Origin of the sequence: Spirillospora sp. CA-108201, assembly GCF_050936235.1 — a bacterium.
Lineage (GTDB): Bacteria > Actinomycetota > Actinomycetes > Streptosporangiales > Streptosporangiaceae > Spirillospora.
Genome location: NZ_JBNJNE010000001.1, coordinates 6,959,832 through 6,980,937, shown reverse-complemented (window position 1 = coordinate 6,980,937; position 21,106 = coordinate 6,959,832). Strand labels below are relative to the sequence as shown.

Below are 21,106 nucleotides of genomic sequence, written 5' to 3'. Positions count from 1 at the left end.
CGCTCCATTTGCCTTGCTCATGCGGCTTTCCTGTCTGTCGATGCGGGAGGCGGTAGAGGTCTTCCGGTGAGTGCGGCGGTGACGAGCGCTTCGCCGCGTGTGAGGCCCTGACTCTGGAAGCGCCATTCGCCGATGGCGAGAATCAGCTCAGGGTCTTGGTCGTCGGGTGGTTGCCAGCCGGGGAACTGCTCGCGGACGTAGGCGATACGGGCTTCGCGGAGCGCGCCGAGGGTGGTGGAGTAGCGGCGGGACTTGGTTGAGAAGTGGCCCCGGAAGCCGAGCATGTGAGCCCAGTGGACGAGCCGGAGATCCTCGAACGCCTCCAGGGCGCCCAAGCGAAGGCATTCGCCGATGAGCCGCCGGGCGTGCGGAGTGATCGGCAACTCGGCCAGGTCGTCAGCGGGACGAAGTCGCCGGTCGAGGGTGCCGACGCATTCGGCGGCTTTGGTGGCGTACTTGGCGATGTAGCCCGCTACGGCCTGTTGCGTGAGCGTCCCCGAGGATGTGACGGTGCGGACGTCGACCTGTGCTCCCCAGGCCAGGGAGCGCGCCGGGATGTCGGGTGCCGCCGGAGTGGTGACCGACACGGCGCCGGCTGCGTGGCGAACGGCGTCCTCCAGGAGCGGGACGTTCGCCCATCCGGGCGGGGGCGTGGCGGGGCCGCCGGGGCCGTCGAAGCGGATGATGGCGTGGAAGTGGACGACGCCCCGGCGCTGGTATTCGGCGACCTTGGCGAAGGAGACGGCCAGGGTCTCGCGGAACTCTTTCTGGGTCAGCCCGGCGGACTTGGCGAGGTAGCGCCGCAGCGCGAGCGTGAAGCGTCGCCACAGTTCCGGGGCCAGGGCGTTGAACAGCACCGACCCGGCGTAGTCGTAGCAGTCGGGGCACAGCGGCTCGCCGAGCCGGGGGTCGTCCTCCCCGTGGCGGACGCCGCAGGAGGCCACCACGCCGTGGGGGCATGGTGTAGCGCCCCGTCGAGGGTGGCAGCGCTCGACCTGTCCGCCGTTGCACACCCGCCGTGCGTGGACGGGACCGAACGAGGGCGCGGTCAGCGTGACGAAGGCGGCCGGGTGGCCGGAGACGCTTTCCGGGATGCCTTTGCCACCGGCCAGGCCCGCGCGGATGAGTTGGTAGGTGTCGGCCCGGTAGACCTCGGCGCAGGCCGGGCAGCGGGACGCCCGGCGGGTCTTGCAGGCCACCGGGAGGGCGCCGTCAGGTTCGGTGTCGGTGGAGTAGCTGTGAAGCAGTTCCCCCGTACCGGTGTGGACGTGCTTCACCGTGCCAGTGATGAAGACGGGCTGAGCGCAGCCGCCGGTGGAGCGAGCACGAGCGGCCCAGCGCTCGAAGTCGGGCCGGTCGATGATCTTCGCCATCAGCCGGGCGTCCTGCGGAGTCAGGACCGGATGGGGCACGATGAAGGGGTCTCCTTACCGATTGTGCGGATGAGGGGACGGCCCCCGACGTGACGGCGTGACTTGGCGGTTGAGCGGTCACGCCGGGGGCGCTCAGATCACTGGCAGTGGCCCAGGCCCGAGCAGTGCGGGCAGGTGTCGCCGTAGGAGTCCAGGCCGGTCCCGCCGCAGTTGCAGCACTGCCACCACTGGCCGAACGAGGCGGGCAGCCGCGGGAAGGTGACAGCCGATCCGCTCACCGAGTCCTGCGCAGTCACCTCGTTGGAGCCACAGGCCGAGCACGAGGGGCCGCCCCGCAGCGCGAAGAGGGTCACCCAGTGCAGGCCGCCAGCAGTGACGTTGCAGGCCCGGCAGCGAAGTCGCCATGCCGTCGTGTTCTGGTCGCTCATCAGGCGGCCCGCCCGGCGTCCTGGTCGTCGTCCTGGTCGTCGTCCTGGTCGAGGCGGATGTTCGCGCAGTAGCTGTTTTGGGCGTGGTGCTCGTCCATCTGCCGGGCGGGGATGTGGACGATTTGGTAGGTGATGCGGCCGAAGGTCTTGGAGGCGATGTAGTGGCCGCCGGGGCGGTCGTCGGTGACTTCGGTGTTCAGGAGCGCGGCAACCTGGTCGACTACGGCGACCGCTGAGGCGTCGTCTCCGGTGCGGGTGTAGACGCTGTAGTCCCCGCCGTACTCCTTGACCGGCACGGCCGGGTTGGCCTCCAGGAAGTCGGCCAGGGCGCGAAGGCCCGCGATGGTCTGGTGGCGGGCGAACAGGTCACCGGGCACCGGAGGAGAGGTCTGGCCGTTCGGGATGGTGGACGCGGTCATGACGAGTTCCTCCAGGGGTCAGGAGACGGACGCGGTTGCTTGGGGCTGGTCGGTGCGGAGCTGGCGGAGCAGGTCCGAGGCGAGTTGGTTGGAGACGCCGAGCCGGGCGCGCAGCGCGTCACGGGTGATCGGCCGCCCGTGACGGCTTTCGTGCTCGGTGGCGACGCGGCGCGCGAAGTCGACCAGCGGACCCGCCGCACCCGGGGACGAGGACGAAGCAGATGGCGAGGCGGACGGCATCGCGGGGGCCGAGTCGGTGGGGACCGGAATGGAGGTCTGGCCGTCCTGCTCGTCGCGGTCGCGGTCGCGGGGTTCGTCCTGAGCAGCGGGGACGGCAGCGGCGGAGACGGTGGGGTGCTCGTCCTCCCAGACCACCCACGGGGACGGCGTCGAGGGCGAGCCAGACGAGGACGAGACGACCGGGGCCGGGGCCGGTTCGGGACTGCCGAAGGACTCAGGGACGGGTGAGGTGTGAGCCGCCGCCTGGGTGCCGGCCTTTCGGCGCTCCAGCATGGAGACCGCGACCAGGAACGCGCCCGCCGGAGTGCCCGCGGTGATCCAGCCCCACACCGAAGGATCGGCCTGTGCGAGGTTGGCGGCGAGTGAGAGCAGGATCCCGCCGACCAGGACCACGGACGGCCACGACAGCCGCCCCGTGTCTCGCCCGGTGCTCTTGTCTCGTTGGCGTTCCCCGGCCGCCATGACGCATGTCAGGTCGATGCAGACCGCGATAGCCCACGCCATCCACCCGCCTTGACCATGCTCGGTCGCCGTGTCGCGGATGTGAGTGAACGATCCGGCCGCAGCGATCCCAGCCAGGACGACCACCGGTGCGGAATCAGCCACCGCCCCGACGAGCCGCCGCATCACGCCGCCCGCCGGTTGGTGACGAGCGTGAGCAGTTCGACCAGTTCGGGGTCGCAGCGGTGGACGTCGGCCCAGTCGTCAGCTTCCGCCGAGGAGGACGACGCGAATGACTCAGTGCAGCACTGGCAGCGAGCGACGTGCAGTGAGCGGAACTCGTCCCACTCGACGCCGACGGGCCACACGTCCCAGGACGACACCGACGCCACCCGGGACGAGGGCGAGGACGGGGACGAGGGGGACGGGACGGCGACGAACCGGGGACGAGGGCGAGGACGAAGGGGGCGGACGCGGGCGACCATCGGGCAGCCTCCAGGGACGGTTTCGGGCATGGGGCGGTAGGGACGTGGCGCGATCAGGGCTCACGCCGAGCCGGAGCAAAGAGGGAGGGCGGGGGACGGCCGGGTTATGCGGCGGAGTCGATGTCCGGGACCGAGCCGACGAGGGTTTCCCAGGCCGGGGTCAAGTGCGCGAAGTCCCGAGCGGCCTGCTCAGCCTCGTGTTCGGGGACGTAGACCGACCGGGCCCGGTGCCACGAGCCGTCTTGTCCTGCGACGATGCACACGCCGGGAGTCTCGGCCGCGATGACGCGGGCAGCGTCCAGGGCGGCCGGGTCGAGGTCACCGAGCGCCATGTTCGCCGTCTCCGGGTCGTTGACCCGGTGGCACACCCGCCCCGACAACTGGGCCCGCAGCGCAGTAACGCCCGGCCCGAGGTCCGAGCCGACACGTTGCCCGCACACGACCAGGTAGACCGCGAACGCCCGGCCGAGCTGTGCCACCCGCAGCAGCGCGGTAGCGGTCTTGGCCACCTCGTCCTTTTCGCTCTTGTCGGCCATCAGGAACAGTTCGGCGACCTCGTCCACCAGGACCACGATGGGCATCGGCCGAAGATCCTCCGGCAGCGTCCACACGTTCCGCGCACCGTGCGCCCGGCAGAGCGCCATCCGGTTCTCGACCTCCCCCACCAGGTCGACCAGCAGATCCACCGACTCTTTGCGGGTCGTGGCCAAGGCCGAGAGCCGAGGCGCGTAGGGCGTGAACTCGACCCCGCCCTTGAGGTCGAAGCCCACCAGGGCGACCGGTTGCGGAGCCAAGCCCTTGAGCAGGGCATTGGCCAGGTTCGACTTCCCCGACTGCGTCGCGCCGACGTTCAACAAGTGCGGCACCGTCCGGAAGTCGATCACCCAGTCTCGGCCGTTCTCCAGCTTGCCGGGACGCACGGTCAGAAGCTCACCGGTTTCGGGCGCGGTGACCACTTCGACCAGCGGGTCACGCATGGTGGCCCACAGGGTGACGCGGCCGGGCCGGACGTCGACCACCCGGACGGAGTGGACGCGCCAGGCATGCGCGATCCCCTCGGCCGCTTTCTCGTAGTCGGCGGGGACTTGCCCGTCGTGCAGGCGCAGCCGCATCCGCCACCCCAGCCGGGTAGGCCGCAGGACGCCGAGGCGGGGGGAGCGCTCGACGTCGACCCGCCGCACCCGCCGCTTGTGCTCGACCACCGTCGCAGCAGAGCGGGAGGCAGGCCCGACGACCGGGATGGCGTCGAGGGTGAGGCGGAACCGCCGCCGGTTGCGGGTGAGCTTGCACCCAGAGGCGACGTGATGCCACGTCAGGTACACCAGCACCGCACGGGCCGGGAATCCGACGCCGTACCAGAACGACACCGGGTGATACCGGCGCCAGGCCCAGAGCCCGGCCGCCGCAGCGGCCAGGACCCCGAGCACCAGGACGAAATCAGTCATGACGGCAGCCCCGTTCAGGCCACGCCCGCCGGAGCGGACGAGTCCGACGCCGGGACAGCCGACACGGGGGCGATGCGCTCAGCGCGGAAGGCAACGCCCCATCGCTTCTCACCGCCGAGAACCGCCTCCCACGGGAACGCGACCAGCCCGACCGGCGTCACGACCTCCCCGATGGTCACCGACTGGTCGCCGGTCACCGCGACGTTGAGCAGGTCGACCCGCCCCGTGGCGTCGGCGGCCGACAGACCGACCGTGAACACCGTCTGCCCGTTGCGGTCGGTCTTCACCTCTCCCGTGTCCTGGTTGATCAGCTTGGGACGCGGCGGGGATACGCAGACGAACGTCAGCGTCGACACGTCCACCGGGATGTTGCGCATGGATCCTCCTGAGATCACCTCTGCATCACTGGTTATAAAGATACCTAGAAAACCGATGAAGTCAACCGAATGGCCAGATGTTTCCTCAGGTACCTAGAGACCTAGACGCGGGCGTACACTGCCTGACATGGCAAAAGGCCCGGTAGACCGACGCAAGACCTACGTGCGCATCGCTGACGATCTGCGCCGCGACATCGCGTCCGGTGTCTATCCGGTGGGGGAGACCCTGCCGCCGGGCGCCAAAATCGCCGAAGAGTACGGCGTCTCAGGGATGACCGTCAGCAACGCAATAGCTGTGCTACGCGAAGAAGGCTTGATCACCACCCGCCAGGGCGCGAGGGGGGCAACCGTCATCGCCACCCCGGACATGCAGGAGGCTGGCGACATCCCACCGGAACGGAGCGAGGAGTTCCAACTCCTGTTCAAGCAGCTCCAGGACATCCGGGGTCACCTTCGCCGCCTCGGCACCAGGCTTGACGACCTAGACGAGCGCACCAAAGACCTTTAGGGCAGGCCGCGAACCTGTCGCCCACCCTCGTCTAGCAACGGCCGTGCGGCACAGGACCTACCGCGCCCGCTTTGAGTCCTGTGCCGCACGGCTTCGCGGCCATGGCCACCCCTCAGGATGCTTGATGGCCATGACCAGCTCTCGGGGCGAGACCGCTTCCACCAGGCGCCACCCGTCATCACAGCGCACCAGCGCCCATAGCGAACGGGTGTAAGGCCCCCACCAGCACGTAACCCCGAAGTTCTTCGAGATCTCGGCGAGGGCCTCCCCGGTGCCCATCAGGCTTCGCCCGCCCTCCGCAACGAGCCCGCCGCAGCCACCCAGTCGTCTAGCGACGCCATGACCCGCGATACCGCCAGCTCTAGTTCCGAGCAGGGCGCGAGTAGGGCCCCGGTACTGGACCGGTACCACCACCCACCATCCCCACGGGCAATGGTGACGCTCTCGCCCAGGCCCGCCACGTGGGGGAAGTGCACCCGCAGGATGGGGAGCGTTTCGGCGTACCGACGTTCCGCGCGCCACCCGCGCCGCCGCAGTTCTCGCGCGAGCCGGTTTAGCAGCCGCCGCGCCTTCCATGGCCGAGGCAGCGCGGCCGGTGCATCCGGGGGGACAAGCACCCGCCGCGCCGCCTCAGCCTCCCCCCAGGCCGCCCCGCCCATCCTCGGGGCGGCCTCCTCTGGTGATGGTGGGAAGCTCCACACCACCATCACCAGGTCCTTGTAATCACCGGGCGGCCCGCACGCTGCCGCTCCTCCACCAACGCCCTACGCAGCGACTCCGAGTCCGGACGGATCACCGTCGCATCAACGCCGGCGGCTGGGTCATGCAGCGTGGCCACCCAGTCGCCCGGACGGCCATCCCACCGCCGAGCCCGCCAAAGCCGATGCCCGGTGAACTCGTCTTGGAGCCGCCGCAAGGCCGGATCATCGCTATGCGCACGCGTTGCCATCGCACGTCCCAACGTGGAGTCGCTGACCTCAGGCCGCACCGGTCTTGTGAGCCGAGGTGATGTCGGTACCGGCCCGGTGGACCCGAGCCACGATCCGCCGTGTCCGTTCGTGGAGGTCTTCGAGCTCCGCCGTAATCTCGGCGAGTTCCGCGAGAAGAATCTGACGCTCGCTCTCGGTCAGCTTGGCCGACCGCCCTGCGGTCCCGTGACGAGCAGGGGCCATCTGGACTACCGGACAGGAACCAGCCGCGCTTACGTCGCCCACGTAGACCTCCATATCTGAGCAGGGCGACCAGCATGGACCGGAGGAGCCAGCGATCCGATACACAGCGTGTATATCGAGGACGTATCGTCAGACCGTGAGCGATCGAGGACCCTGGACTGACCCGAAGTTGCGTGCAGCGTGGGCGGCTGGTGATTGGCGAACGATCTTTCGCCGCTACCGGGCCGTAACGGGGCTCTCTCAGCGTGAGGTAGAGGCGCTAACAGGACTCACTCAGCCTCAGCTCTCCAACTACGAAAACGGGGTAAAGAAGCCGACCTATGCCAAGGTCATTGAGCGGATCACGAGGGGGCTGGGAGTGCCGGACGAGTTGAGTGGAACGTCTGCCTACCAACCGGAAGATTCAGGTTGGCAACCACCCGCAGAGCTGCGCGAGCGGATCGCACATGCACACTCCAGGGGTCACGCTGACATGCGCGTCGCCGAATGGATCTCTCAAGTCCTGGCAAGCCACCGCCGAGCCGAGGACGTTGTGGGAGGGCGCGAGCTGTGGCCAGTGGTCAGGAGCCAGCTTGAGCAGGTAACCCGCCTACTGCCCGACGCGTCAGGCCGGGCGACCGATCAGCTTCTCATTCTGGCTGCCGAGCATGCTCACTGGTTGTCATGGGTGGCGGCGCGTGAAGACCAGCCCGGTCCGGCGCTCGCTTGGCTCGACCTTGCTCAGGGATGGGCGTTCGAGGCCGGTTCCGATGATCTCGTCTCGTGGGTGACGCGGGTCCGATCTCACTACGCCCTCACCAACCAAGACCCAGTGCGAGCCCTCCGCACGGCCGAGATGGCAAGAGGCTCAATGCGCGCTCTCTCTCCGGCAGCAGCCTCGATTGCCGCTCACACTGCGGGTATGGCCGCCGCCGCAGTTGGCGAACGCGACCGAGCACGAACTCTCGCAGACGAAGCGCTCACACTCGCCGAGCAGGTTCCCGACAGCGAAGACCGCCCCGGTTGGCTGTACTGGCTGGACCCCGTACGCGCGCGGCTCCAGTACGCCGACATCGCATACTCGGCTCATGCTTGGAGCGACGCCGCCGCCGGGTACGCCGCAAGCCTGGACCAGCTTCGCGACTACCCGCGTGACCATGCGTACTACGCCAAGCGCTACGAGGACGCGCGCCGCAGGACCAGCTCTAGCTAGCCAACTCTTCGGCGTCGGTAAGTACCGCGCCTTCCCCTGCATGCTCGCGGACCGCCGAGCGCATCAGTTCAAGGATGGCTTGTTCGTCATTGCCTGTCCGCGCCATGCCTCCGGTCGGAAGATCAACCTCGTGTGTCGATGTCGGCGCACCCTCCAACCCGAACATGCCGCTTCCGTCGTTCACGACGTACGTGAGCTTCCAAGTCTCCATACTCGCCATATCGCGCTCCCACCGTCTTGCCATCCACTGCACTGTGGAGCCTAGCGGCGAACGAGGAAGGCTCGTCCCGCCGGGAAAGTGCCACCGGACGAGCACTCGTCCTACATGTGATGGGACAGAGGCGTCAAGCATGTCCCGGGACAGGACAGGCCAGGCAGGGGCCCCGGATGAGAACTTTCTTTACGTCTTCAAGGGCGCCCCGCTTCGCGGGTCGCCAGGCGGCCGCCCGCCCCGGCGGGCCGGGCATGCGGCCTCTCCGGGCCGACCCGGCCCGCCGGGTCAGACAGCCGCCCCCGACCGCAGAAGGAACGCCGAGAAGCCCGTTCGACAATCACCACCAGGGCGACGAGCCCGAGCGTCTGTCTCGGCACTTCAGAAGCACGTCACGCACGCAACGGCCCGGAGCATTGGAAGGGTTGTTCGTGCCCGAAGCGGGGGTCTCGCGCCCCCCAGCCCCCCGCGAGCCGGAGCACTCATCCGCGCGAATCTGTCTGTCACATCGTCTCGCCGTTCGCGCGGATAAGCACTCCGGACCGTGGCGACCAGGCGCGACGAGGGAACGCAAACCCCAGGCATACGAGAGCGCATCAGTGCCGGGCAGCGGCTTCTACGTGGGATGACGCTCGGACTGGAATCTGCCCACGGCGCCGGCTACTCCCTTCGGTCGCCCCTACGGGGTGGCCTACGGCCATGACCGGCCCCGACCCTGCCAGCGCATAGGGAAGCCGCGGCCCTCATGTCGTCGTGCCAAGTCCCGAAGCAGCAAGCAGGGAACGAGAGCCGACGACCCCCAGGGCCCATATGCGTGCCCCGTCGTGCCCCCGCCGTGCCCCTTACGTGCCCGTAGAGGCGGTAAATCACGGGGACTCACGGGGACTCACGGTAAGACAACAAGAACGGCCCCTGGCAGCGTTGAAGCTGCTCAGGGGCCGTTCTGTGTGGTGGTGGCGGGTGCAGGGTTCGAACCTGCGTAGGCTAAGCCGACGGATTTACAGTCCGCTCCCATTGGCCACTCGGGCAACCCGCCGTGGTGTTTCGCTGGAAAGGATAGCGGACCGTCGGGGTGGGTGTGACATCGAGGCGGGGCGTACGGGGGGTGGGGAGTCGATACGCTCTGTAGATCGTGATGCCGCTGCTGAGGGGATGTGTGGGCCATGGCCGACTCGTCGTTTGACATCGTGTCGAAGCTCGACCGGCAGGAGGTCGACAACGCGTTGAACCAGGCCGCCAAGGAGGTGGCGAACCGGTTCGACTTCCGGAACGTGGACGCGGGGCTCAAGTGGTCCGGGGAGTCGATCGAGATCCAGGCCAACACCGAGGAGCGGGCGAACGCCGTGCTGGACGTGCTGAAGGACAAGCTCGTCAAGCGGGCGATCTCGCTGAAGGCGATCGACGCGGGTGAGCCGAGGCTGTCGGGCAAGGTGTACAAGCTGGGCGTGAGCCTGAAGGAGGGCATCGCCCAGGAGGACGCGAAGAAGATCGGCAAGATCATCCGGGATGAGGGGCCGAAGGGGATCAAGGCCCAGGTCCAGGGGGACGAGCTGCGGGTCAGCTCGAAGAAGAAGGACGACCTCCAGCAGGTCATCACCCTGCTGAAGGGCAAGGACCTCGATGTCGCGCTGCAGTTCGTGAACTACCGGTAGGACGAGGGGAGCGCGCCGGCCCCATCCCCCGCAGAAGTGGCCGGCGCGCTCTTGTGTGTTATGACGCGGCTGCGTCCGGAGTGGTTCGGCCGAATTCAGCGGTGGCCGGCCATGCGCTCCAGGCGGGCGATGCGGTCGGCGGTCGGGGGGTGGGTGGAGAAGAGCTTGCCGATGCCGGCGCCCTGGAAGGGGTTGGCGATCATCAGGGAGCTGGTGGTGGCGAGTTCCGGGTCCTGCGGCAGGGGGAGGGCGCGGGTGCCCGCGTCGATCTTGCGGAGGGCCGAGGCGAGCGCGAGGGGGTCGCCGGTGAGGCGGGCGCCGGCGGCGTCGGCGGAGTACTCGCGGGTCCGGCTGATGGCCATCTGGACGACGGCGGCGGCGACCGGGCCGAGGACGAGCATCAGGAGGGCGCCGAGGATGCCGGGGCCGTCGTCGTCCTCGGAGCGTCCGATCGGCAGGAAGATCGCCAGGTGGGACAGGTAGGTGATCACGGTGGCGATCGCGGCCGCGACGGAGGAGATGAGGATGTCGCGGTTGTAGACGTGGGAGAGCTCGTGGCCGAGGACGGCGCGCAGCTCGCGCTCGTCCAGCATCTGGAGGATGCCGCGGGTGCAGCAGACGGCGGCGTTGCGCGGGTTGCGGCCGGTGGCGAACGCGTTGGGCTGGCGGGTCTCGGAGACGTACAGGCGCGGCATGGGCTGGCGGGCCGAGGTCGACAGCTCCCGGACGAGGCGGTACAGCATCGGCGCCTCGACCTCGCCGACCGGGTGGGCGCGCATGGAGCGCAGCGCGATCCGGTCGCTGAAGAAGAACGCGACGCCGTTGGTCCCGAGGGCGATGACCAGCGCGATCGCCAGACCGGCTCCGCCGCCGAACGTCCAGCCGGCGACCAGCACCAGCGCCGACAGCGCGGCGATCAGTGCTGCCGTCTTGACGCCGTTGAACTGCACCTGCGTTGCCTCCCCGTCGACTCCGGCATGAACATCAACGGTTTGACCTGGGGGAACGTTCCCGAACGTTTCCCCGGTTACGTGGCCTGCCCGACGGTCTGCAGGACGATCTGCGGCGCGGCCGACAGCACGACCGCGCCGGCCGCCGCCGCGGTGACGGCGGCGCGGACGGCGAGACCGGGCGCCGCGTCGTAGTCCTCGCTGGTGGCGGAGGGGGTGAACAGGCGGACCGCCCACGCGAGGTAGTAGTACAGGCCGATGACCGTGTTGACCGCCATCACGACGGCGAGCCAGGTGACGCCGCCGGCGAGGGTGGCGCGGAACACGACGACCTTCGCGAACAGCCCCATCACGCCGGGCGGCAGGCCGGCGAGGCAGATGAGGAAGAAGGCGAGGGCGGTGGCGACGGCGGGGCTGCGGCGGGCGAGGCCGCGGTAGTCGTCGAGGGTGTCCCAGCGTCCCGTGGCGGCGCCGCGGCGGTGGAAGCCGATCACGACGGCGAACGCGCCGATGTTCATGACGGCGTAGAGGGCGACGTAGGCGGTGGTGGCGGCGACGGCCTCGGGGAGGCGGTGCGAGCCGACCGCGAGGGGCGCGAGCATGTAGCCGGACTGGGCGACCGACGACCAGGCGAGCAGGCGGATCGCGGTCCGCTGGCGGAGCGCGGCGAGGTTCCCGAGGGTCATGGTGAGCGCGGCGAGGACGGCGATGACGGGGCCCCACACGTGACCGTAGGCGGGCAGGCCGAGGGCGAGGACGATCGCGAGCCCGGCGAACCCGGCGGCCTTGGAGACCACGGCGAGGAACGCGGCGACGGGCAGCGGGGAGCCCTGGTAGACGTCCGGGGCCCAGAAGTGGAACGGGACGGCGGCGACCTTGAACGCGAACCCGGCGAGGACGAGGACGGAGCCCAGCGCGGCGACGGGGTCGAGGTCGGCGGGCAGCCGGGCGAGGGCGGGCGCGATGCGGTCCAGGTGCATGGCGCCGGTCGCGCCGTACACGAGGCTGATGCCGAACAGCATGACCGCGGTGGACACGACGGAGACGAGGAACAGCTTCAGCGCGGCCTCGGAGGACGTCCCGTCGTAGCGGCGCAGCGCGGACAGCGCGAACACCGGCAGTGAGAGGGTCTCCAGCGCGACGACCAGCAGGACGAGGTCGCGGGCCGCGACCAGGGTGAGGGCGCCGATGACGGCGGCGAGCAGCAGGAAGTGGTACTCCCCCACCGGGATCTTCGAGTCGGTGATCTCCTGGAGGGACAGCAGCACGACGATGACGGCGGCGCCGAGGATGATCCCCTGGAAGAGCAGGGTGAAGTCGTCCGCGACGTAGGAGCAGGAGGCGGGGCCGCCGGAGCGCAGGCCGTCCGGCAGGCAGAAGGTGGCGCGGCGGTCCCCGGCGGCCAGCGCGACCACGGCGGCGAGCGCGGCGGCGAGGGACCCGCCGGACACCAGCGACAGGACGCGGCGGGGCGCGTCGAAGGCGTCGGCGAGCAGCAGCACGATCGCGGCGACGGCGAGGACCAGCGGCGGCGCGACCGCCGCGTAGTCGATGTCCTGGATCATCAGCCGCCTCCGAACAGCGCGCGGACCGGACCCGTGGTCACGTCCAGCAGGGTCTTCGGCCAGAGGCCGACCAGCAGGGTCAGCGCGATCAGCGGCGCCCAGGCGGCGTACTCCTGGAGGGACACCGGCGCGACCGGGCCGCGGGGGACGGCGACGCCGTCGGACGGCCCGTGGGTGAGCTTGGCGAGCATGCGCAGGAAGTAGGCGGCGGTCAGGACGGTGCCGAGCGCGGCGACGGCCATGAACGTCACGAACGTCTCGCGGGGCAGGCCGGAGTGCGGCCGGTAGGCGCCGATCAGGGCGAGCACCTCGCCCCAGAAGCCGGCGAGCCCGGGGAGGCCGAGGGACGCGACGGACGCGAAGGTCAGGATGGAGGCCAGCCGCGGGGACGTGCCGAGCATGCCGCCGCCGAGGGCGTTCATGTCGGCGGTGCCCCAGCGTTCCTTGACCGAGCCGGCGAGGAAGAACAGCAGCCCGGTGATGAGGCCGTGCGCGATGTTGCCGAACAGGGCGGCGTTGACGCCGACCGGGGTCAGGGTGGCGATGCCGAGCAGGACGAACCCCATGTGCCCGACGGACGAGTAGGCGATCATCCGTTTGAGGTCGCGCTGGGCGAGGCAGGCGAGCGCGCCGTAGACGATCCCGATGACGGCGAGGAGGCCGAGCCACGGCGCCCAGAACCGCGCGCCGTCGGGCGCGAGCGGCAGCGCGACGCGGACCAGGCCGTAGGTGCCCATCTTCAGCAGCACCCCGGCCAGCAGGACGGACCCGACGGTGGGCGCCTCGGTGTGGGCGTCCGGGAGCCAGGTGTGCAGCGGCCACATCGGCGCCTTGACCGCGAACCCGATGCCCATCAGGGCGAACGCGGTGACCTGGAGGCCGTGCGAGAGGCCGGACCCGTGCCGGGCGGCCAGGTCGGTCATGTCGAGCGTCCCGGCCTTGGTGCCGACGAGCAGCATCCCGGCGAGCAGGAGCCCGGAGCCGAGGAGCGTGTAGAGGATGAACTTGGTGGCGGCGGCGCGGCGCCCCGTCCCGCCCCACAGCATGATCACCACGTACATGGGGATCAGGACGGTCTCGAAGAACACGAAGAACAGCACGAGGTCGAGGGCGGTGAACGTGCCGAGCATCCCGACTTCGAGGACGAGCAGCAGCGCGGTCAGCAGCCGGATCCGGCCGCCTTCCGGGGGGTGCCGCAGCGTGTAGAGGAAGCACAGGAACGTCAGGAGGGCGGTCAGCACGACGAGCGGCAGCGAGATGCCGTCCACGCCGAGGTGGAACCGCAGGCCGACGGCGGGCGCCCAGGGCCGGTCGACCTCCAGCTGCACGCGGGACGTGTCGCCGAAGTCGAAGGCCGTCATGGCGGAGATCGCGACGAGGAGGGTCGCGGCGGACACCGCCGTCCCGAACGCGCGGACGGCGAAGCCGGTGCGCAGGAACCGGTTCGCCGGGAGGAGCATCGCCAGCGCCCCGAGAGCCGGGATCGCCATCATCAGCACGAAGATCACTGGAAGATCACCACCGCGGCCGCGATGGCCACGACACCGGCGAGCAGGCCGGTGAGGTAGGCCTGCGGGTTCCCGTTCTGGACGAATCTGACCAGGCCGCCGAGCCGGCCCGCGGCCCGTCCGGCGCCGACGACCGCGGCGTCGACGCGCCGCTGGTCGAACAGGACGACATGTCGCGCCAGAGCCTGGACGGGCCGGACGATGACCGCCGCATAGAGCTCGTCCACGAAGAAGGCCCGTGCGAAGACGGTACGGACGGGACCGAGCGCGCGCGCGGGATCCAGGGCCGGGTCGCGGTTCCACGCAAGGAACGCCCCACCCGCGCCCACGGCGAGCAGCAGCACGCTGAGCAGCGAGGCCCCGAGTTGGGGACGCAGCTCCGGAGCCCCGAGGCCGAAGAATCCGAGGACCGCGGCCGGGACGGCCAGTGCCGCCACGGTCCACGACATGATGCGCGCCGGGTCGCGGACCTCGTACGTTCCGCGTCGCTCACCGAAGAACGTCATCAACCACGCACGCATCGCATAGGCGGCCGTCAGGACGACCGTGATGAGCAACCCGACATAGACCAGCCACGCGATCCCGCCCGAAGTGACCTCGCCGCCGTGCAAGGCGGCGTGCTGGGCGGCCTCGATGACGGCGTCCTTGCTGAACCATCCGCTGAACGGCGGGACGCCCGCCAGAGCGGCGAAACCCACGGTCATCGACCAGAACGTGAGGGGCATGCCGCGCCGGAGACCGCCGTAGTGGGCGAGCATGTTCGACCCGGCGGTCACGATGACGCACCCGGCGGCCAGGAACAGCAGCGCCTTGAACGCCGCGTGCGTCAGCAGGTGGAAGACCGCGGCCGACGTCGCGCCCACCGCGAGCCCGGCGGCCATGACGGCGAGCTGGCTGATCGTGGAGTACGCCAGGACGCGTTTCAGGTCGTCCTGGGCGAGGGCCGCGCAGGCCGAGCCGACCATGGAGACCACCGCGAGGACGCCGAGGACGGCGAGGGCGGACGGGGCCGCGAGGAAGACCCCGTCCAGGCGCGCCACGACGTAGATCCCCGCCGCGACCATCGTCGCCGCGTGGATGAGCGCGCTGATCGGCGTGGGGCCCGCCATCGCGTCCGGGAGCCAGGTGTGCAGCGGGAACTGGGCGCTCTTTCCCGCGACCCCGGCGAGCAGCAGCAGCGCGGCAGCGGTCGCCGTCGACTGCGGGAGGTCGCCGGCCGTCCGGACGATCCGGTCGATCTGGAACGTCCCGGCGCCCACGCCGAGCACGATCACGCCGACGAGGAAGCCGGCGTCGCCGAGCCGCGTGACGAGGAACGCCTTGACCGCCGCCCGCGAGTTGGCCCGGTCCTCCCAGTGGTGCCCGATCAGGAAGTACGAGCAGATGCCCATGACCTCCCAGCCCACGTACAGGACGAGCAGGTCGCCGGAGTAGACGACCAGCAGCATCGCGGACGTGAACAGCGAGATGATCGCGGCGTAGGACGAGTACCGCCGGTCCCCGGACATGTACGCGACCGAGAACACCTGGACGGCGAGCGCCACGCAGCACACCATGAGGCCGACGACCGCGGCCAGGCCGTCCACCTGGAGCCCGACGCCGATCGGCACCGATCCGGTCTCGACCAGCGTGAGCGTGCCGGTGCGCTCGCCCGGGTCCCGCCAGACGGCGAACGCGACGATCGCCGACAGGACGAGCGACACCGCGACCGGCACGCACGCGATCAGCGCGGGTCCGTTCCGCAGCAGCGATCCCGTACGGAAGGACGGACCCGTGTGCAGTGGCGAGCCCGTGTGAGACGGCGAGCCCGTGGGCGGCTCTTCCTGCGACGCCGACTCTTCCTGCGAGGACGAGTCCGTCTGCGATGGCAGGTCCGCGTGCGGAGGCAACTCGGTGTGCAGCGGCGGGGCTGGGGGAGCGCCGCGCAGCAGGCGGGTCAGGGACGGGCCGAACAGCATCCCGGCGAACGCTGCGAGGAACGGCAGGAGGGCGGCGAGCGACGCGAGCCAGATCACGGGGACGCCTCCTCGTGCTCGGGCGCCGGTTCCGAACCGGCCTCGCTTCCCACGGGCGCGCGTCCGGCAGGGAGGGGGGCCGCGCCCTCCGCGTCCGCCCGGCCGTCCGCCTCCTCGTTGAGGGCGCGCAGCCGGTCGACGTCGATCATCTGCCGGTTGCGGAACACCAGCAGCACGAGCGCGAGGCCGAGCCCGATCTCCGCCGCGGCGATCACGATGGTGAACAGGGTGAGGACCTGGCCGCCGTGGAGGCGGTCCCGGTACCAGACGTCGAAGGTGACGAGGTTGAGGTTCACCGCGTTCAGCATCAGCTCGACCGACATCAGGACGAGGATCGCGTTGCGGCGCGCCAGCACCCCGTACACGCCGACGGAGAACAGCAGGGCGGCGACGACCGTCGGGTAGGCGAGGTGCATCAGGCGTCGCCCTTCCGGTCCGGCTCCGCGCCGGACTTCCCGGCCCGCTTCGCCTCCGCGGCGGGGCGGGGCCGGATGTCGGACCGCGACAGGACGATCGCGCCGACCAGCGAGGCCAGCAGCAGCACCGACAGGACCTCGAACGGCAGCACCCACGTCCGGAACACGGCGCCGCCGAGCTCGTCCGCCGATCCGCCGCCCGCGCGCAGCGCCGTCCGCGCGTCGCCGAAGCCCATGACCATGACGGTGACCAGGACGGCGGCCGTGGCGGCGGCGACGGCCAGCGCGGCCCACCGGTTCCCGGAGTCCAGGTCGGCGGACTCTCCGATCGGCGCCCGCGTCAGCATGACCCCGAACAGCAGCAGCACCACGACGGCGCCGACGTAGATGAGGACCTGCACCCAGGCGACGAACTCCGCGGTGAGGACGAGGTAGCCGCCCGCGAGCGCGCCGAACGACACCACCAGCCACAGCGCGGCGTGGACGAGCTGCCGCGTCGTGACCACGAGGATCGCGGAGCCGACCGCCACGACGCCGAGAAGCGTGAACACGATCTCCTGGCCGCTCATCCGCGCTCTCCCGGCTCGCGGGGCGGCCCCGTCCGGGGCGACCGGGCGGCGCGCGCGGCGGCCTTCTCCGCCGCGGCCACCTCCTTCGGCGGCTCGGCGGACGGGTCGTGCGCCTGCGGCGGGGGGACCGTCCACATCCACTCGCGCAGCCGCTCCTTCTCGTGCGTCAGCTCGGCGATGTCGTACTCGGAGTACTCGAACTCCGGCGACCAGAACAGCGCGTCGAAGGGGCACACCTCGATGCAGATGCCGCAGTACATGCACAGCGCGAAGTCGATCGCGAAGCGGTCGAGGACGTTGCGGGTGCGGGGGCGCCCGCCGCCTTCGGCCGGGAGCGTCTCCTTGTGCGAATCGATGTAGATGCACCAGTCGGGACACTCGCGGGCGCACAGCATGCACACCGTGCAGTTCTCCTCGAACAGCGCGATGACGCCCCTGCCGCGCGGCGGCAGATCCGGTTGCACTTCGGGGTACTGACGCGTCACGGACCGCCGCGTCATCGTCCGCAACGTGACCGCCAGCCCCTTGGCCAGCCCGCCTCCTGGTAGCCGTCCCACGCGCCCCATGATTGCGCACGATCGGCGCGGGGGGAACGCGCCGGGTTCGGCGTTCGTCCAACGAGGTATAGGTCGTGTGCCGGAGCGCATGGCTTGCGGCCGGGGAGGGCATGTGGGTCATCAAGCGGAGCGCCCCGACGATCCCGAGAGCGAGCACCGTTCCCGGCCGGCGTACGAGCGCGCCCGTCCCCAGCACCGATACCCGTCGCGGCCTCCGCGGCGTCCGCACGCGGCGCCCGGCTGGCGTCCCCCGTACCCGGGTCCGCCCGTGCCCCCGCAGCCGCGTTCGCCGTCGCCCGTTCCGATGCCCGCCCCGCAGACGGCCCGCGGCATCCTGTGGGCCTTCGTGCCCTTCGTCACCCTCGGCTACGGGACGCCTGCCTCGTTCCTGTACGCGGCGATCCGCCGGCAGTCCCTGGGGCTCGGGATCACCGCCGCCGGCTACGGCGCGGGCACGGCCGCCGTGCTGATGATGCTCCAGTCCGGCGACCCCGTCTTCATGTTCCTCGGCTCGTTCGTGGCGATCCTGCTGTGGATCGCCGGGACGGGGCACGCGTTCGCCGTCCGGTCGTCCGTCTTCCCGCGCGAGAACCCCGGCAACGCGCTGAACGAGCACGCGATCGAGGTCGCCAGGTACCGGCGGACGCTGCGCGAGCAGGCCCGCACGCTCGCCGCCGAGGACCCGCCGCTCGCCCGCGAGCTGCGCATCGGACGCCCCGACGTGCCGCGCACCTACGACGACGGCGGGCTCGTGGACGTCAACCACGTGCCCCGCGAGATCGTCGAGGCGCTGCCCGGCGTGACCCCGGAGATCGCCGACCGGATCGTCCGGCGCCGCGTGCAGACGGGCGGGTTCGTCTCCGTCGAGGAGATGGCCGTCGACGCCGACGTCCCGCCGGACGTCCTCCCCCAGCTGGCCGAATTCACGATCTTCCTCAGGTGACGTCCGGGCGCCGGCGGCGCGCGGCTGGGAGGGCGGCTGGGAGGCTCAGAGGGCGACCCTGAGGACGCCCGTCAGCGCGAGCTGGGCCAGCGACAGCGGGACGAGCCACGCCCAGGCGAGCTTCTGCAGCTGGTCCTCGCGCATGCGCGGGTAGCTGACCCGCAGCCAGATCACGCAGAACGCCAGCACGGCGACCTTCAGCAGCGTCCAGAGCCAGCCCAGCTCGGTGTTCAGGAACGGGCCCTTCCAGCCGCCGAGGAACAGCACGGTCGTCAGCGCGCACAGCACGACGATCCCGGCGTACTCGGCCAGGATGAACAGCGCGAACCGCAGCCCGCCGTACTCGGTGTACGGACCGAAGATGATCTCCGAGTCGGCGACCGGCATGTCGAACGGCGGGCGCCGCAGCTCGGCCAGGCCCGCGACGAAGAAGACCACGCCGCCGACCGCCTGCCACGGCAGCCACCACCAGCGCCACTCCTCCACGACGCCCTGCAGCGACAGCGTCCCCGCCGCCATCGCCACCGACGACGCCGCGAACACCATCGGCAGCTCGTAGGACATCAGCTGCGCCGCGACCCGCATCCCGCCGAGCAGCGAGTACTTGTTCGCGCTCGCCCAGCCCGCCATGATCGCGCCGATCACGCCGACGCCCATCACGGCGAGCGCGAAGAACACCCCGGGGCCGAGGTCGAGCGCGACCTGCCCGCCGGGCCCGACCGGGATCACCAGCAGCACCAGCAGGTACGGGACGATCGCCACGCCCGGCGCCAGCTTGAACACCCACCGGTCGGCGTCGCGCGGGACCACGTCCTCCTTCTGCGCGAACTTGACGCCGTCGGCGACGAGCTGCGCCCAGCCGTGGAAGCCGCCCGCGTACATCGGGCCGAGGCGGCCCTGCATGTGCGCCATCACCTTGTGCTCGGCCTGCCCCACCAGCAGCGGGAGCACCGCGAACGCGCCCGCGACCAGCACGAGCTTGACCACGACCTCAAGCATTGGGCCCCCAGCCCTCCGGGACCCCCGGCGGACGGACGCGGCGGCGGCTCGGCGCCCCGTGCCCCGACTCGCCCGGTTCCTTCGCGCCCGGCCACGGCTTGGCGACGCGGGCGGCGAGCACGAAGTCCTTGCGCAGCGGGTGGCCCTCGAACCCGTCCGGCAGCAGCAGCGGGACGAGGTTCGGGTGGCCCTCGAAGAGGATGCCGAACATCTCCGACGTCTCCCGCTCGTGCCAGCCGGCGCCCCGGTAGACGCCCGTCGCCGTCGCCAGCACGGGCGCCCGCTTCGAGACGCGGGTGCGGACCAGCAGATGGTGGCGGCGCTCCAGCGAGTACACGTGGACGACGACCGCGAAGCCGTCCTCCAGCTCGTCCACGCCGGTCAGCCAGTCGAAGAAGTCGCAGGCCAGGTCGTCGCGCGCGAAGGTGAGCGCGTCCACCCAGAGCTCGGACGCCACCCCGACGGCCAGCCCGCCGAAGGTCTCCTCGGTGGTGACCTCGTCGCCGAAGCGTCCCGTCCAGGCGTCCGCGAGTGCCGCTCCCGGGGGCCCTGGGCTCATCGGTCGCGTCCGATCTGGTCGTCGTGGTCGTCGTCCACCAGGCCGGGGATGATCGAAGGATCGTGCGACGGGTCCGCGCCCGGGTCGTCGTCCTCCACCACCGGGACGGGCGCGGTGACGTACTGGTCCTCGACCAGGTGAACGGGCTGCGTGGTGTCGGTCGGATTCACGGGCGGCTCGGGCGTCGGGCCCACCGCAGACTCGGCCTCGGTGAGATGCCGCACCGGCTGGGTCGTGTCGGTCGGCGCGGCGGGCGGCGCCTTGTCCTCCGCCCGAACCTGCGGCGGCTCGGGTTTCAGGTCGGGCTCGGCTGCGACTTCCGCATCTCCGAGGTGCCGGACGGGCAGCGTCTCGTTCTCCGCCGCCTCGTGCAGCGCGACCTCGTCCTTGGGGGCCGCGGCCTCCTGTCCCTCGGGCTCCCGCCCCTCGGCCTCCAGGCTGTGCCAGTGCTCGAAGGTCTCGTGCTGGTCGGACGGGGGCGGCGGCTGGAGCGGGCGGCGCAGGACGGTGGCCGGGATCGGCCGCGGCGGCGGCGGAGGGGCGACGGGCTCGCCGCCGCCGTTCCCGCCGTAGCGGTCGCCCAGCGACTCGGCCGCGATCTTCTCCTGGAGGTGGACGATGCCCTGCAGCAGCGCCTCCGGGCGGGGCGGGCAGCCGGGCACGTAGACGTCCACCGGGATGATCTGGTCGACGCCCTTGGTCACGCAGTAGGAGTCCCAGTACGGGCCGCCGCAGTTGGAGCAGGCGCCGAAGGAGATGACGTACTTGGGCTCGGGCATCTGCTCGTAGAGGCGGCGCACCGCGGGGGCCATCTTGTCGCTGACGGTGCCGGAGACGACCATCAGGTCGGCCTGCCGCGGGCCGGGCGCGAACGGGATGACGCCGAGCCGGATGAAGTCGTGCCGGCTCATCGACGTCGCGATGAACTCGATGGCGCAGCAGGCCAGGCCGAAGTTGAAGACCCAGAGCGAGTAGCGGCGGCCCCAGTTGAGCACGAACCTGATCGGCTTGGGCGCGACCCGCGACAGCGGCCCGACGCTCGGCGGGGGAAGATCGATGGTGCCCACGACGCCATTGTTACA

The 21,106-nt window shown here is 70.7% G+C and carries 22 protein-coding genes and 1 tRNA gene; 4 read left to right on the top strand and 19 right to left on the bottom strand.

The features are described from left to right. Window positions 1-17: 17 nt before the first annotated feature. The 7 genes from ACQEU6_RS33525 to ACQEU6_RS33495 all read right to left on the bottom strand — a co-directional run bounded on the left by ACQEU6_RS33525 (window position 18) and on the right by ACQEU6_RS33495 (window position 5,208). On the bottom strand, window positions 18-1,412 hold the full coding sequence (locus ACQEU6_RS33525) for a replication initiator (RefSeq protein WP_499337274.1): 1,395 nt from the start codon (window positions 1,410-1,412) through the stop codon (window positions 18-20). 98 nt (window positions 1,413-1,510) lie between these two features. After that, window positions 1,511-1,801: a hypothetical protein gene (locus ACQEU6_RS33520; RefSeq protein WP_499337272.1), complete on the bottom strand. Its 291-nt coding sequence runs from the start codon at window positions 1,799-1,801 to the stop codon at window positions 1,511-1,513. Further along, entirely contained in the window at window positions 1,801-2,220 is a 420-nt protein-coding gene (locus tag ACQEU6_RS33515) for a hypothetical protein (RefSeq protein WP_499337271.1), read from the bottom strand. The genes ACQEU6_RS33520 and ACQEU6_RS33515 overlap by 1 nt, the downstream gene beginning before the upstream one ends. A gap of 18 nt (window positions 2,221-2,238) precedes the next feature. Continuing rightward, a complete protein-coding gene (locus ACQEU6_RS33510) occupies window positions 2,239-3,087 on the bottom strand; it encodes a DUF2637 domain-containing protein (RefSeq protein ID WP_499337269.1) in 849 nt (282 codons plus the stop codon). Continuing rightward, the gene (locus ACQEU6_RS33505) at window positions 3,087-3,416 is read right to left on the bottom strand and encodes a hypothetical protein (RefSeq protein WP_499337267.1); all 330 of its coding nucleotides are present in this window, start codon (window positions 3,414-3,416) and stop codon (window positions 3,087-3,089) included. Before ACQEU6_RS33505 ends, ACQEU6_RS33510 begins: the two co-directional genes overlap by 1 nt. 74 nt (window positions 3,417-3,490) lie before the next feature. After that, complete coding sequence (locus ACQEU6_RS33500; protein ID WP_499337265.1) at window positions 3,491-4,831, bottom strand: FtsK/SpoIIIE domain-containing protein; 1,341 nt, start codon at window positions 4,829-4,831, stop codon at window positions 3,491-3,493. A gap of 14 nt (window positions 4,832-4,845) precedes the next feature. Next, window positions 4,846-5,208: an SCO3933 family regulatory protein gene (locus ACQEU6_RS33495; protein ID WP_499337263.1), complete on the bottom strand. Its 363-nt coding sequence runs from the start codon at window positions 5,206-5,208 to the stop codon at window positions 4,846-4,848. A gap of 127 nt (window positions 5,209-5,335) precedes the next feature. Between ACQEU6_RS33495 and ACQEU6_RS33490 the strand changes: the two genes are divergently transcribed. Together ACQEU6_RS33490 and ACQEU6_RS33485 are read left to right on the top strand one after the other, a co-directional pair. Next, window positions 5,336-5,716: a GntR family transcriptional regulator gene (locus ACQEU6_RS33490; protein WP_499337261.1), complete on the top strand. Its 381-nt coding sequence runs from the start codon at window positions 5,336-5,338 to the stop codon at window positions 5,714-5,716. A 1,308-nt stretch (window positions 5,717-7,024) separates the two neighbouring features. Then, the gene (locus tag ACQEU6_RS33485) at window positions 7,025-8,080 is read left to right on the top strand and encodes a helix-turn-helix domain-containing protein (RefSeq protein ID WP_499337259.1); all 1,056 of its coding nucleotides are present in this window, start codon (window positions 7,025-7,027) and stop codon (window positions 8,078-8,080) included. Here the strand turns inward: ACQEU6_RS33485 and ACQEU6_RS33480 are convergent. Together ACQEU6_RS33480 and ACQEU6_RS33475 are read right to left on the bottom strand one after the other, a co-directional pair. Then, window positions 8,073-8,300, bottom strand: coding sequence for a hypothetical protein (locus ACQEU6_RS33480; protein ID WP_499337257.1), 228 nt, complete (start codon window positions 8,298-8,300; stop codon window positions 8,073-8,075). The genes ACQEU6_RS33485 and ACQEU6_RS33480 overlap by 8 nt on opposite strands. A 942-nt stretch (window positions 8,301-9,242) precedes the next feature. Next, window positions 9,243-9,327: transfer RNA gene (locus tag ACQEU6_RS33475), tRNA-Tyr, on the bottom strand. Window positions 9,328-9,454: 127 nt separating this feature from the next. Here ACQEU6_RS33475 and ACQEU6_RS33470 point away from each other — a divergent pair. Continuing rightward, on the top strand, window positions 9,455-9,943 hold the full coding sequence (locus tag ACQEU6_RS33470) for a YajQ family cyclic di-GMP-binding protein (protein WP_499337255.1): 489 nt from the start codon (window positions 9,455-9,457) through the stop codon (window positions 9,941-9,943). Window positions 9,944-10,038: 95 nt separating this feature from the next. On the opposite strand, the gene htpX is transcribed toward ACQEU6_RS33470, so the two are convergent. The 7 genes from htpX to ACQEU6_RS33435 all read right to left on the bottom strand — a co-directional run bounded on the left by htpX (window position 10,039) and on the right by ACQEU6_RS33435 (window position 17,523). Next, entirely contained in the window at window positions 10,039-10,893 is an 855-nt protein-coding gene (gene htpX, locus ACQEU6_RS33465; RefSeq protein WP_499337254.1) for a zinc metalloprotease HtpX, read from the bottom strand. A 77-nt stretch (window positions 10,894-10,970) separates the two neighbouring features. Next, window positions 10,971-12,458 carry an NADH-quinone oxidoreductase subunit N gene (locus tag ACQEU6_RS33460; RefSeq protein ID WP_499337253.1) on the bottom strand — a complete coding sequence of 496 codons (1,488 nt, stop codon included), beginning with the start codon at window positions 12,456-12,458 and terminating at the stop codon, window positions 10,971-10,973. After that, window positions 12,458-13,966 carry a complex I subunit 4 family protein gene (locus tag ACQEU6_RS33455; protein WP_499337251.1) on the bottom strand — a complete coding sequence of 503 codons (1,509 nt, stop codon included), beginning with the start codon at window positions 13,964-13,966 and terminating at the stop codon, window positions 12,458-12,460. The genes ACQEU6_RS33460 and ACQEU6_RS33455 overlap by 1 nt, the downstream gene beginning before the upstream one ends. Further along, the gene (locus tag ACQEU6_RS33450) at window positions 13,963-15,981 is read right to left on the bottom strand and encodes an NADH-quinone oxidoreductase subunit 5 family protein (RefSeq protein WP_499337249.1); all 2,019 of its coding nucleotides are present in this window, start codon (window positions 15,979-15,981) and stop codon (window positions 13,963-13,965) included. Before ACQEU6_RS33450 ends, ACQEU6_RS33455 begins: the two co-directional genes overlap by 4 nt. Continuing rightward, entirely contained in the window at window positions 15,978-16,397 is a 420-nt protein-coding gene (gene nuoK, locus ACQEU6_RS33445) for an NADH-quinone oxidoreductase subunit NuoK (protein ID WP_499337247.1), read from the bottom strand. The genes ACQEU6_RS33450 and nuoK overlap by 4 nt, the downstream gene beginning before the upstream one ends. Then, a complete protein-coding gene (locus ACQEU6_RS33440; protein ID WP_499337245.1) occupies window positions 16,397-16,966 on the bottom strand; it encodes an NADH-quinone oxidoreductase subunit J family protein in 570 nt (189 codons plus the stop codon). Before ACQEU6_RS33440 ends, nuoK begins: the two co-directional genes overlap by 1 nt. Continuing rightward, entirely contained in the window at window positions 16,963-17,523 is a 561-nt protein-coding gene (locus ACQEU6_RS33435; RefSeq protein ID WP_499337244.1) for a NuoI/complex I 23 kDa subunit family protein, read from the bottom strand. The genes ACQEU6_RS33440 and ACQEU6_RS33435 overlap by 4 nt, the downstream gene beginning before the upstream one ends. 304 nt (window positions 17,524-17,827) lie before the next feature. Here ACQEU6_RS33435 and ACQEU6_RS33430 point away from each other — a divergent pair, with 304 nt between their 5' ends. Continuing rightward, complete coding sequence (locus ACQEU6_RS33430; protein ID WP_499337243.1) at window positions 17,828-18,466, top strand: ComEA family DNA-binding protein; 639 nt, start codon at window positions 17,828-17,830, stop codon at window positions 18,464-18,466. 45 nt (window positions 18,467-18,511) lie between these two features. Here the strand turns inward: ACQEU6_RS33430 and ACQEU6_RS33425 are convergent, their stop codons facing one another. Genes ACQEU6_RS33425 through ACQEU6_RS33415 form a run of 3 tightly spaced genes read right to left on the bottom strand, consistent with a single transcriptional unit; the run spans window position 18,512 to window position 21,091 of the window. After that, entirely contained in the window at window positions 18,512-19,465 is a 954-nt protein-coding gene (locus ACQEU6_RS33425) for a complex I subunit 1/NuoH family protein (RefSeq protein ID WP_089315457.1), read from the bottom strand. Next, window positions 19,458-20,024, bottom strand: coding sequence for an NADH-quinone oxidoreductase subunit C (locus ACQEU6_RS33420; RefSeq protein WP_499337242.1), 567 nt, complete (start codon window positions 20,022-20,024; stop codon window positions 19,458-19,460). The genes ACQEU6_RS33425 and ACQEU6_RS33420 overlap by 8 nt, the downstream gene beginning before the upstream one ends. Continuing rightward, window positions 20,021-21,091, bottom strand: coding sequence for an NADH-quinone oxidoreductase subunit B (locus ACQEU6_RS33415; protein WP_499337241.1), 1,071 nt, complete (start codon window positions 21,089-21,091; stop codon window positions 20,021-20,023). Before ACQEU6_RS33415 ends, ACQEU6_RS33420 begins: the two co-directional genes overlap by 4 nt. Between the last annotated feature and the right edge of the window lie 15 nt (window positions 21,092-21,106).